Here is a 12,889-nt window from a genome sequence, read left to right as displayed (position 1 = left end):
GCTTTTAGAGGTCTTTTTATGAAACTGATTAGACGGATACTATATAACCCGTTGAACTCACGTTAAAAAAGAATATAAAAATACCAACAACATTTAGTATTGCATTGCTGAAGACAGTCAGTTTAGTGCTGGAATTTTTGCAAGCACTGGGTAGTATAAATAACAGATATTTACTTCTTTATTAGTGCTTCGAGTGCCTTAATGATTGAAATCCTAGCCACACTTTCTGCCTCTGCGGCAGCAGGAATGAGAATAGGTACACCTCTGCTAATTATTGGATTGTTGCAGGGTAATAACTTGTGGTCACAAGTCCCGATTTTATCTCACATTTCTTCACCAATCTTATTAGGCTGCCTCAGCTGTTGGTCTTTAGTTGAATTATTTGCCTCAAAAAAGCTTTGGGGGCAAAGATTGCTACAAATGGTTCAGTTATTCATGTCTCCCCTCGTGGGGGCAATTATGGGGTTAGCAGTAGCTACCGCAACAGCAGCACCACACTGGCTGATTGCATCTATTGGGGGTTTGTTAGCTTTGGTACTCCAGCTAGTTCAAGTTGGTTGGTTTTATCGGTTACGTGGCTTACCCTTATGGGCAGTCTTTCTTCAAGATACCTTATGCATTGCTTTAGTACTTTTTGCCTTTGATGCTCCCTGGCAAGGAGGTTTAATTGCTTTAATACTGCTCTGGTTTGCAGTTCGTAGCGCGAAGCAGTGGTATGACTGGTATTGGCAGAAAAATTAGGAGTTAAAAGTGAGAAGTTATGAATCAAGATAGGAGTTAAGAGTTAGCGAGAAAAATTTAAAACTTCAAACTCCTAATATCATTTCATTTTAATAATGATACAAATACGTTGTTAGTAGGAAACATTGCTGTACCCCTACTAGAAATCTATATGTATCAAAGTTTGTATGAAATGGTAGAACTCCTAACTCCTAACACCTTTCATTTACTGCAAAAGCCCAATCATATGCAAAAAGCCGTGACCGGTAATCAGCTCGATGATTAAGGCGATGAAGCCCAGCATGGCAATTCGACCATTCCATACTTCAGCACTAGTTGTCAGCCCCCATTCCCAACGCTCTTGGGGGTACATTTTCACCCTTTTTTTCATTTGGGCAGCTTGCGAAAGCTTGAAACTGGGGTTTTTCAGTGCATCAATCACCAAGTCTGCAAGTGCATTAATAAATACCGGATGGGTATTGGGAGCAGGAACGCGACGGAAGTTATGAATTCCTGCTTCTTCTGCTACTTCCCGATACTCAATATCAATTTCTTGCAGTGTCTCAATATGTTCTGAGACAAAACTGATAGGCACGACAACCAAATCTTTCACACCTTGTGCCCCTAGTTCTTTGAGGGCATCTTCAGTATAAGGTTGAAGCCATTCTACTGGACCAACCCGACTTTGGTAAGCTAAGGTGTGGGCATTAGGTCGATTGAGGGTCTGCATAATCAAGGCAGTACATTCTTCAATTTCTTGCTGGTAAGGGTCGCCAGCCTCTTCAACGTAGCTTTTAGGAACGCCGTGAGCACTGAAGAATACATGAACTTCGTCTGGGTTAGGAAACTGCTCAAGTTCTTGGGCTATGAGTGCCGCCATTGCTTGGAGGTAGCCCGGTTCTTTGTACCAAGAAGGAATGACGGTGTAATCAATGGGTTGAAGCTTTGGATCTTCTTGCCAAAGCTTTTCTAACAGCCGGAAGCTGGAACCACTGGTACTGATAGAAAACTGGGGATATAGTGGTAATATCACTAGGTGTTCTATGTTATCTTGAGTGATCTGTGCGATCGCCTCTTCTGTATAGGGATGCCAATAACGCATTCCCACGTATATATCGGCTTCTTGCCCTAAATAACCCAACTGTTCTTTTAAAGCTTCCCCTTGCGCTTCTGTGATCCGCCGCAGTGGGGAACCGCCACCGATTTGCTTATAATTCTCTTGAGATGTTCTGGTTCGTCGCGTGGCAATAAACCAGGCTAGGGGCTTTTGCAACCAGCGAAATGGTAGGCGAATAATTTCCGGATCGGAAAATAGGTTGTACAAAAACGGCCCGACATCCTCTAGCTTATCGGGGCCACCGAGATTGAGTAATAAGACGCCTACACGACCCATAGCAGTTACTTTCCCCCAATCTTTTCAGGTTTTTTACTAATGTTAACAATATATCTTTATTAAATAATAAAGCTTAATAGCAAGGAAATATATAATGGCAACAATTTTAAGGGATTGGAGTTACCGCTATCAGTGGTTATATGATGGTATTTCCCGTTTAGCAGCCTTAAGTGTAGGTGGTGAAGCCCGTTTTCGGCAACTTGCTTTGCAAGGCTTAACAATTCACTCAGATACTCAGGTCTTAGATTTATGTTGCGGCAGTGGTCAAACGACCCAACTATTGGTAAAAATTTCACAAAATGTAACAGGATTGGATGCCTCACCTAAGTCTTTGCTAAGGGCACGGCAAAATGTACCATTAGCTTCCTATGTCGAAGCTTTTGCTGAGGAAATGCCATTTGCAGATAATCTATTTGATGTGGTGCATACCAGCGTTGCATTACACGAGATGCAGCCTCAGCAATTACGAAAAATTATTAATGAAGTTTATCGGGTGCTGAAGCCAGGAGGGGTGTTTACGCTGGTGGATTTTCATGCTCCTACGAATCCGATATTTTGGCCTGGGGTATCACTGTTTTTGCTGTTGTTTGAAACAGAGACAGCATGGGAATTGTTGAAAACTGATTTGGTTGGATTATTGGCTGAGATTGGGTTTGAAGTGAGTGAGCCAACTTTATATGCTGGTGGTAGTTTGCAAGTGATACAGGCAATAAAGTGAAGGATAGGCTTTAGTTATATCTTGCACCTACCAACATTCAGCCAAGAAATAAATTTCTTGGCTAATAGCGTAAGTCAACTTCAGTGTACTACAACCTTTAATCAGTGTGGTTTCAATCCCTAATAGGGATTTTGATGAATTGCAATAATATTTTCCTAGTTGTGTGGGGTGCCCGATTCTTGTTTCAATCCCTAATAACCCAACAAAAATTTTAGCGATCGCTGGTACATTCCATCCTTGGGCATTTAATCTAATTATGTGGGCACGCTCTCGTGTCCGTTGAGGCACTGTTGTCGCTGACCGCAACTCCAAAAGCGTCAAATCTGTTAATTTAACTCGCAATGGAGCAGACATGTCGTATAACCTGTTTTTTGGACTTTCTCTATCTTATATTTAATTGTAACCACCTACTTAATATCTGCGGAATGCGGGGTCAAACTTTCTTGCTGTCAACTTAAAAGCTATTAGTCTATCGTGCGGTATAGGACATAAAATCAAAAACCGCACTTATAAGTGTCAGTGCGGCTTTGAGTTCCACAGGAATGGGGTTGGCTCTATTAATATTTGTAAAAAGTATCTGGGATGTTTCTATGTCCCAGTACTTGGGGTTATGGCATCCCCCACGGGTTTAAGGTTCCATCCTCATCTCCAGTGTAACTCTGTGCAAGCGCAACAGGATGCACAGCGAAAAAATCCCCTTGCTGTCTTCAATGGGGAGAATTTAAATTTTTTTCCATAGAAGCTACAGCGTTGCCTCCGGCTTTTTTGGTTCTTTACAAGTTGTTACAAATATATGCTCTAGCGATCGCAAGATAACTAGGCAGGAATGACTTGAACAACTAATGCGCGTTTATCCAACGATTGGATTTTACCTACTTGACTGAGATCATTTGCAATTCGGTCTAGCAGTTCTCCTGCTTTGTCACGATATTGATGTTCTCGGCCTCGTAAACGAATGGCAAACTTGACAGAATCGCCTTTACTCAACCACTCACCTGCTTGTTGGATGCGTAAATTGTAATCAGCCACGCCCACGTTTAGACCAAATCGCACTTCCTTTACCGTGGGTCTAGCACTCTGGCTCTGACGTTTTTTCTTTTGATACTGAAGCTTGCCATAGTTGAGAATCTTGGCGATTGGAGCGTCTTTGCCTTGAGAGACTACAACTAAGTCAAGCTCTAAGCTTTCGGCTAGCTGTAACGCCTCATTGGTGTCGATCAGACCACGATTGTTATTCTCATGGTCAATCAAGAAGACGCTAGGTGACTTGATTTGGGAATTAATCAGTTGCTTTTGGATTGCGATAACGAATTTCTCCTAATTGTTCAACATTTTACATTCCAAGTAATGCTAATTTAACACAACGCTGAATCAGAGCAACTTTAACCACACAATCGACTACAATCTGTTAAGATGTGGAATTGCGGCACTCGCTCTTCAGTCTTTGCGCTATTGCCCATCAGCCTTTTAACGCTTTTTAATCCGTCCGCCTAAGACTGACGCCGCCATTGGCGACAGGCCGATGTTATTTTTGGAGTTTTATGTCTTTTTCTACTCTCGGCTTGTCCAATGAAATTATCCGTGCGGTTACAGAACGCGGGTACACCGAACCCACGCCAATTCAAATACAGGCGATTCCTGCCGTCTTGTCGGGTAGCGATTTGCTAGCTGGGGCCCAAACTGGCACTGGAAAGACCGCTAGTTTTACCCTACCGCTTCTGCATCGGTTGTCGTCTGACAAGAGCATCAAAGGTACATATAAAGGATACCCGCCGATCCGGGCGCTGATTCTCACCCCGACTCGTGAACTTGCCGCACAAGTAGAAGAAAGCGTGCGCGAGTACGGCAAGTACTTGCAGCTAAACTCGATGGTGATGTTCGGCGGAGTCGGTATTAATCTGCAAAAACAGCGTTTGCGGAATCGAGTGGATATTCTAGTCGCTACTCCAGGGCGACTGCTAGACCATGTACAGCAAGGAACGCTGAACCTGTCGTATATTGAGGTTTTGGTGCTAGATGAAGCAGATCGGATGCTGGACATGGGTTTTATTCATGATATTCGCCGCATCCTCTCGCTATTACCAAAAAAGCGACAAAATCTGCTATTCTTCGCTACTTTCTCGGACAAAATTAAGGCACTCGCTGCCGGGCTGCTTAATAACCCGACGATGATTGAGGTGGCACGCCGCAACGTTACCGCCGAGACGATCGCACAAAAAATTTACCACGTAGACCGTGACAAGAAACGCCAATTACTTGCTCACCTGATTCGCCGAGATAATTGGTATCAAGTGCTAGTTTTCACTCGCACTAAATATGGTGCTGATCGTTTGGTTAAGCAGTTGGGCGAAGACCGCATTCAAGCACTGGCAATCCACGGTAATAAGAGCCAGCCGGTGCGTACCAATGCCTTGGCAAAGTTCAAGAATGGCAGCTTACAAGTACTGGTGGCGACGGATATTGCTGCTAGGGGTCTTGATATTAGCGAACTGCCCCATGTAGTCAACTTCGATCTACCCAATGTACCGGAGGATTATGTTCATCGCATTGGGCGAACTGGTCGTGCTGGCGCGTCAGGTGAAGCCGTATCGCTGGTGTCCGTTGATGAATACCCTCTATTGAAAGATATTGAAAAACTGATCGAGCAGCGCTTGCCAAGGGAAGTAGTTGCTGGTTTTGCGCTCAACCCCGATATCAACCCTGAACCAACCCCAAATGGACGGCAACACAGAGCCAAACCCGAACGTGATAAACGTCCGGCTCGTACTTCTAAACCGTCACCACCGACATCAGCTAAACGTAAGGCAGCGCCACCTGCTACGAATGGAGATAAGCCTAGTGCTCGTTCGTCTGCATCGCGCCGTTCTGCTAAACGCGATCGCTAATCTTCGTTCTTAAGGATTACTCTTTGAACCTAGTTCAGGGGTTTCAGTCCCCTGCTTCTTTCTATTAAGCAGCGCGTTTTGATGCCTAAATCTAAATCCACGTTACAAAACGTAACTGCGAATTGCGTTAGCGCAGCGTTAGCGAGTCTTCGAGCGTCATTGCGAATTGGTTTAACAACGCCCCATGCTCAATTACAAAATTCCCAAAAAATGGTTAATTTGGGTTGCAGTGGCTTTGATATCTGCCTTGTTGCTGGCGATCGCATCTACAGCCTCAAGTATTTACTTATATGGCAGCAGAACTAATAATATCAAGGCAGATGCAGCAATTGTTTTAGGAGCGGCAGTTTGGGGAGAAGAACCATCTCCTGTTTTCAGAGAGCGAATCAACCACGCCATTAACTTATATAAAAATGGATCTGTTAAGACGATCATTTTTACTGGCGGAGTTGGCGAAAGTGATGAACCAGCTGAAGCTATAGTTGGAAAAAATTATGCGATCGCGCAACAGGTAAAAGCTGCTGACATTTTCACTGAAACTGAATCTCGCACAACTCACCAGAACCTCAAAAATGCTTTGAAGGTAGCGAATGCTCACCAATTAACCAAGTTTCTTATTGTTAGCGATCCATTGCATATGAAGCGAGCCGTGTTAATGGCACGAGGCTTAGGAATGGATGCACATTCGTCTCCCACACCTACTACCCGCTATCGCAGTTTTCAGAGTCAGATAGAGTTTTTAAGCCGAGAAACTTATTTTTACTTAGTCTACTTAGTGTTTAAAATCTAGCTGTAGGTTCAATTGTACAAAATTGTGGGTTTTCGAGACGCGATAAATCGCCGTCTCTACAAGTGTTTTGGTCTTATCTGAACTGCATTGCATTATAAAAAGCGTGCAGCACATAAATATTTTCCGCTATTTTGACTGCGTAAACCGAAACTACAATAACTCTGTGATAGAAAATAACCGTTGTCGGTCTATTTGTTGCAGCTTGATTTTTTCAGCGTAGAAAGCCTGATAATACGATTGATATCGCTCTGGTTCAGCTTCGGGATCGGTTTGCTGCCATAGTTCCAAAAAGTGGCGATAGCGTTTTTCAAGCATCACTAAATCCATGCAAGCGATCGCAGCTTGAACTACTTGTGGAGTCCGAAGTATTTCTTTCTGGTTTTTTTCATCCACATGAAATAAGTGGGAAACTAACCCCATCTCGCTGCCAAATTCTAAGAACTGATCTTGCAGGCGGGAAATTAAATCTGGTGGAGATGCAAAATTTTCTGTTTGTCCATCACCGGATGAAATTTCTAAAATCTGCTGCCATAAAAATCGGTGATGGGAAAGGCTAAATTGCAAATCTCGCTCTTCTAGTTCGTCAATAATTGCTCGACGCTGTTCAGGACAATGCAAGTAAATTCTCAGTAATAACGCTTCCGCATGTTCTAAAAGGCTGCGTTCTGTAGGGAGTGGAGAGACGCGATTAATCGCGTCTCTACTAGGGGATTTGCTACCTCCCCATGCTTTCTTCGCTGATACAGGCTTAGTATATGCAGTCGCAACCGGAGCAATTTGAGTTAATAGATTTTCGACTCGTAGCGGTATAAGTCTGGTATCTCCTAAGCTGAGTATTTCTGCACAGTAGGAAACATAATAGTTGCGTGTATCGCTGTTAGCTATATTTTTAAGTAATTTGACTAATTGCTGAGTTACTTGCTGAAAATCAGTAGCTTGTCTCAAGTCACGATCTTGAATAATTTGCTGAATCTGCCAGTCTAGCCAAAGTGGCGCATTTTTCAGCAGTTCTCCATAATCTTCTGGAGTGTGGGTATGCAAGTATTCATCAGCATCTTTACCATCGGGTAAATTGAGAATTTTTAGCTGAACTTCGCCTTTGTATGCCAGTTCGGCAATTTCACCGATCGCCCGTTCGGCGGCATTGGTTCCGGCTTTATCAGCATCAAAGTTGAGTACTAATTGTTTCGATTCGGTGTAGCGTAATATTAACCGGACTTGTTCTAAGCTTAAAGCTGTACCGAGGGAGGCGACGGCGTTATTAATACCAGCGGCGTGGAGAGCGATCGCATCAAAATATCCCTCTACCACCACGGCTTGATCGAGTTGGGAAATCCCAGCTTTAGCTTGATCGAGGGCAAATAATGTTTTACCTTTACTAAAAAGCTCGGTTTCTGGTGAATTGAGATATTTAGGTTGCTCATCAGTCAGAGTTCTACCACCAAAGGCAATGACGCGCCCTTGAACATCACGGATGGGAATCATCAAGCGATCGCGGAATACATCATAATAACCGCCCCCTTCCCGGCGTGGCTTAATCAATCCCGCTTTTTCCAGTATCTGCACTGGGTAATGTTTATCTTCCACTAGATAACGATAGAGAGTTTCCCAACCTGCGGGGGCATAACCTAAACCAAATTGCTGTATAGTTTCTTCTTTGAGTTGGCGGTTAGATTGCAAATATTGAAGTGCCTTTTGCCCTTGGGATTGTCTCAGGGCATGTTGATAAAACTGTGCCGAGGAAGCCAGAACTTCATACAACTGCTCACGCAAAGATAGCTGACGCTGTAATTCTTGGCGTTGTTCGGGTTCTAAGGTTTGCACAGGAACTTGGTAACGCCGTGCTAAATCCAGCACCACATCCGCAAAAGAACGCTTCCCCAACTCCATGACAAACTTAATGGCATTTCCTCCAGCTTGACAGCCGAAGCAATAGTACATTTGCTTGGTTTGGCTGACAGTGAAACTGGGAGATTTCTCGTCGTGGAAAGGGCACAAACCGACGAAATCTTTCCCACGTTTGCGTAAAACTACGTATTCCGAGACGACATCTACAATATCAGCCCGTAGTTTAACTTCCTCAATTGTGTCTGGGTGCAAGCGGGGGATTTGCATTCTAGTTTATCTATTAATTCATGGGTTGGTAGTTAACACTGCGGTGTATTTCCCAACTGATAGCTATTATATTCTTGTTGCTAGACCAAGAATGATATATAGAATTGCTTACACTTAGTTTTATCAGAGGAAATACTTAAAATGGGGCGTATTTTTATTTCAGCGGCTCACGGAGGCAGAGAAGCCAGAGGGATAGATCCAGGTGCGATCGCAGGTGGTACAACTGAAGCTAAAGAAATGATTCTGCTGCGGGATTTGATTGTCACGGAACTGAGAGCGCGGAATCTGGAAATTTTGGCAGTCCCTGATGACTTGAGTGCCGCCCAAACTATCACCTGGATAAATTCCCGCGCCCGTCGGGGTGATGTCGCCCTAGAAATTGAATCTGATGCAGCTAGCAGCCCTTCTGTGCGTGGGGCTAGCGTCTTCTACATTGTTAATAATAGCGATCGCAGAAGTAATGCTGAACAATTGTTAGTGGCGTTATTGCGCCGCGTACCCCAATTACCAAATCGCGGAGTTAAGCCAGATACAAATAGTGGATTAGGTAGTTTAGCATTCTGTCGCCAGACAACGCTTCCAGCTTTGGTGATGCAAGTGGGGTTTCTTAGTAATCCAGAGGATCGGGCTTTGCTACAAACTCGTCGCCGCGATTTTGCCTTAGGAATTGTCGATGGACTAGTAACTTGGAGTCGCGTGATTGACCCCAATCCTGGAACTCCGGCGGAACCAAATTATCCGCCAATTAATATCAATATTAATGGGCAAAATTACTCAGAGCAAGGAGTGTTGGTTAATGGGAATGCTTACATCCCCATTGATTTAGTAGACCGTCTACGGATTGACCTTGCAAAAGCCGCTAATGTTAATCGAATTACCTATCGCAAAGTAGTTTATGTCAAAGCGATCGAACTGCGAGATTTTAATGTTGCAGTCAATTGGGATGCTACAACGCGTACTGTTAGCTTGCGATCAAATTTGATGGTTTGCTCTGGTCAATTTGAGCGGGTAATGTCGAACGGTAATACTTCAGAAGTACAGTTACAATTATTCCTGAGAAACAATAATGAAAATGCTTTAGTAAAGTTTCCTGATATCCCAAAACTTTATCGAGAAGAAGCAGGTATAGAGGGAGTTAACTATGATATTGCCTTTTGCCAAATGTGTGTAGAAACTGGATTTTTACGGTTCGGTGGTGATATTAGACCTGAGCAAAATAACTTTGCAGGCTTAGGTGCGATCGGTGGAGGTTCGGAGGCTGCATCGTTTCAAAGTGCCAGAATTGGAGTGAGGGCGCACGTCCAACATTTGAAAGCTTACGCCAGTTTAGAACCTTTGGTACAGGAAGTCGTAGATCCAAGATTTCGCTTTGTAACGCGGGGAATTGCGCCATTAATTGATCAGCTATCAGGGCGGTGGTCAGCAGATTTGGATTATGGTGCAAGGATTTCAGCGATGCTTAAACGATTGTATGAGTCAGCAGGACTTCTTTGAGTGAAGAGTCTCAACATTACTAAGGTTCTGTATAACGCGATCGCCTACGGTGGGCGGAACGCCATCGCAAACGTGGTCTTCTTCAGGCATGAGGATGCCGTAAAGTTATTGTAGACTTGATAGCAATTAAAAAAACAGACCGTGATCGTCCCATCAAGCAGTAGAACGTTCGTAGCAAGTCATAACAGTAGTTTAGAGTTTACCAGCCTCGCAAAACTATCAAATGGAAACTTGCTTGCAGAAGTGGATCTTCGCCGGACTGTAGTAAGTTTAAAGCTAAGGCAAGACAAAAAAGCATCGATGGGTCAATTTCTCACTCCCGCCTCAGTAGCCCAATTGATGGCTGGAATGTTTAATAGACTAGATTTGCCTGAAATATCTTTGCTTGATGCTGGAGCAGGAATCGGTTCATTACTAGCCGCTTTTGTAACAAAAGTATGTCAGCATCAACAACATACGTCAAGTTTGCGGGTTATAGCTTATGAAATTGACCCTTTTCTAATTGGATATTTGCATCAGACTCTAGAGCTATGTGAGAAGGAATGTCAACGTGTGGGTATTTCCTTTAATTACGAAATTCGTGAGACTGATTTTATCGAAGATGCAGTCAGGCTGCTTCAGATTGGTTTATTGAATAGTGCAAACGCAACAGAATTTACCCATGCTATTCTCAACCCGCCTTATTTGAAAATCAATGCTAATTCCAAGGTGCGCGAATTGCTGTGTTCCATCGGTTTGGAAACTAGCAATCTTTATACTGGTTTTATGGCAGCTACAGCGCAACTCTTAAAACCAAGTGGGGAGTTTGTAGCGATTACCCCACGCAGTTTTTGCAATGGCCCATATTTCCGTGACTTCCGCAAGATGTTTTTAGAGATGATGGCTTTAGAGCAAGTACATCTTTTTGAGTCGCGGCAAGAAGCATTTAGTGACGATGATATTTTGCAGGAAACTATCATCATCCAAGCTAGAAAACAAAAGCAGAAGTCTAGCAGCGTCATCATCAATACCAGTTCTGGTGCTAATGATGACTTGATGTTGTCACACTCTGTACCATATACAGCCTTAGTTCAGCCCGATGATCTAGAGCAGTTTATTCATATTATTCCAGATAAGATTAGCCAGCAAATAGTTCAGCGAATAGCACTTTTCAACTGTACATTAAAAGACTTAGGGCTAACAGTTTCAACCGGACGGGTAGTAGATTTTCGAGCAAAAGATTATCTAAGAGCAAATCGAGAAAACAATACCGTTCCTTTAATTTATCCAGTGAATTTATCGAATGGATATGTAGAGCACCCAAAAATAACTAAAAAGCCTCAAGCAATAGTTCATATAAAAGAAACAGCGAACCTTCTCATACCAAATGAGCATTACGTCCTATGCAAAAGATTTTCATCGAAAGAAGAGAAAAGGCGTGTTGTTGCGGTGGTTTATGATGCCAACCAATTTAATTATGCCTATGTCGGCTTTGAAAATCACTTGAATTACTTTCACAAAGATGGGCGTGGACTTAGCCTTACCTTAGCTCGTGGGCTTGCTGTTTATCTCAATTCAACCCTAGTTGATGCTTTTTTTCGGTTGTTCAATGGGCATACTCAGGTTAATGCAACAGATTTGCGAAAATTAAAGTACCCTAATTTGGAACAGCTATTGTCATTAGGGACAGGGATTAAAGAGCAGTTTCCTTCTTTGCGAGAAATTGATGAACTTATAGAAAATAAGCTACTGAGTATGTCAAATCTGTCAGAGAATAATCCAATTACAACTAAGTCTAGAATTGATGAAGCGCTACAAATATTGACACAATTGGGCTTTCCACGAGCACAGCTTAACGAACGGTCAGCTTTAACTCTCCTGGCGTTACTTGACTTAAAACCGACAGACTCTTGGCAATTAGCAACTTCCCCTTTGATGGGAATTACGCCAATGATGGACTTTATGGCTCAACATTATGGCAAAACCTATAAGCCCAACACACGGGAAACAGTTCGCCGTCAGACAGTGCATCAATTTCTAGATGCAGCTTTGATAGTTGCTAATCCAGATGATTTAAGCCGCCCCATCAACAGCCCAAAAACTGTATATCAAATTGAAAACAGTGCGCTAGAACTATTAAGAACTTACGCCACTAACGAATGGGAAAAGAGCATCCGTACCTACCTTGCTTCGGTTTATACTCTAAAAAAGCAGTATGCTCAAGAGCGCGAAATGTCCCGTATTCCGATAGTGATTGCAGGGGAAATTAAAACTTTATCACCAGGTGGCCAGAATATTTTAATTGAAAAAATTATTAATGATTTTGCCCCCCGTTTTACTCCTAGTGGAAAGCTTATTTATGTTGGCGATACAGATGAAAAGTTCACCCACTTCGATCAAGTAGCATTGGCAGATTTGGGGGTTAACATTGATTCCCACGGCAAAATGCCAGATGTGATCATTCATTTCACAAGAAATAACTGGTTGGTGCTGATTGAAGCTGTAACCTCACATGGACCAATTAATCCTAAACGGAAGAAGGAACTTGAAGTTTTATTCAGAAGTGCCGAAATACCTCTAGTGATGGTAACAACATTTCTCAGCCGTAAGGCAATGGTGGCATATCTGGCAGAGATTGCTTGGGAAACAGATGTTTGGGTTGCTGAAGATTCTACTCACTTGATTCATTTCAATGGTGAATATTGATTGCAGGCTTACCAAATAGAAAAGAAGTAAACTTCCTGAATATACAGCATAATTCAGGTGTCTATGTAACATTTATAGCACAATTTGCT

At 43.0% G+C, this 12,889-nt stretch carries 10 protein-coding genes; 6 read left to right on the top strand and 4 right to left on the bottom strand.

Features of this window, described 5'->3' with window-relative positions; genetic code table 11:
• Positions 1–201: 201 nt before the first annotated feature.
• A complete protein-coding gene (locus tag H6G92_RS02750; RefSeq protein WP_190890493.1) occupies positions 202–741 on the top strand; it encodes a DUF4126 domain-containing protein in 540 nt (179 codons plus the stop codon).
• A 205-nt stretch (positions 742–946) separates the two neighbouring features.
• Here H6G92_RS02750 and hemH read toward each other — a convergent pair whose 3' ends face one another.
• Positions 947–2,113, bottom strand: a complete 1,167-nt coding sequence (gene hemH / locus H6G92_RS02745) for a ferrochelatase (protein WP_190890490.1) — start codon at positions 2,111–2,113, stop codon at positions 947–949.
• A gap of 94 nt (positions 2,114–2,207) precedes the next feature.
• Between hemH and H6G92_RS02740 the strand changes: the two genes are divergently transcribed.
• Entirely contained in the window at positions 2,208–2,831 is a 624-nt protein-coding gene (locus H6G92_RS02740; RefSeq protein WP_190890488.1) for a class I SAM-dependent methyltransferase, read from the top strand.
• Positions 2,832–2,858: 27 nt separating this feature from the next.
• Here the strand turns inward: H6G92_RS02740 and H6G92_RS02735 are convergent, their stop codons facing one another.
• Both H6G92_RS02735 and infC read right to left on the bottom strand, forming a co-directional pair.
• Positions 2,859–3,185, bottom strand: coding sequence for a helix-turn-helix domain-containing protein (locus tag H6G92_RS02735; RefSeq protein WP_190890486.1), 327 nt, complete (start codon positions 3,183–3,185; stop codon positions 2,859–2,861).
• Positions 3,186–3,647: 462 nt separating this feature from the next.
• Positions 3,648–4,115 (bottom strand): translation initiation factor IF-3, encoded by a 468-nt coding sequence (gene infC / locus H6G92_RS02725; protein WP_313889932.1) that lies wholly within the window; start codon positions 4,113–4,115, stop codon positions 3,648–3,650.
• 257 nt (positions 4,116–4,372) lie between these two features.
• Here infC and H6G92_RS02720 point away from each other — a divergent pair, with 257 nt between their 5' ends.
• Positions 4,373–5,716, top strand: coding sequence for a DEAD/DEAH box helicase (locus H6G92_RS02720; RefSeq protein WP_190890484.1), 1,344 nt, complete (start codon positions 4,373–4,375; stop codon positions 5,714–5,716).
• A 184-nt stretch (positions 5,717–5,900) separates the two neighbouring features.
• On the top strand, positions 5,901–6,506 hold the full coding sequence (locus H6G92_RS02715; protein ID WP_190890482.1) for a YdcF family protein: 606 nt from the start codon (positions 5,901–5,903) through the stop codon (positions 6,504–6,506).
• Between the two features lie 150 nt (positions 6,507–6,656).
• Here H6G92_RS02715 and dnaG read toward each other — a convergent pair whose 3' ends face one another.
• A complete protein-coding gene (gene dnaG, locus H6G92_RS02710) occupies positions 6,657–8,621 on the bottom strand; it encodes a DNA primase (RefSeq protein WP_190890479.1) in 1,965 nt (654 codons plus the stop codon).
• A 141-nt stretch (positions 8,622–8,762) separates the two neighbouring features.
• Between dnaG and tftA the strand changes: the two genes are divergently transcribed.
• A complete protein-coding gene (gene tftA / locus H6G92_RS02705) occupies positions 8,763–10,115 on the top strand; it encodes a hormogonium tapered terminus morphoprotein TftA (protein WP_190890477.1) in 1,353 nt (450 codons plus the stop codon).
• A 141-nt stretch (positions 10,116–10,256) separates the two neighbouring features.
• Positions 10,257–12,800: a BsuBI/PstI family type II restriction endonuclease gene (locus H6G92_RS02700; RefSeq protein WP_313889931.1), complete on the top strand. Its 2,544-nt coding sequence runs from the start codon at positions 10,257–10,259 to the stop codon at positions 12,798–12,800.
• Positions 12,801–12,889 lie beyond the last annotated feature (89 nt).

This window comes from Nostoc foliaceum FACHB-393, from assembly GCF_014698505.1.
Taxonomy (GTDB): Bacteria; Cyanobacteriota; Cyanobacteriia; order Cyanobacteriales; family Nostocaceae; genus Nostoc; species Nostoc foliaceum_A.
Note: the sequence above shows the minus strand (reverse complement) of the source record. Positions and strands in the feature narration are given on the sequence as shown.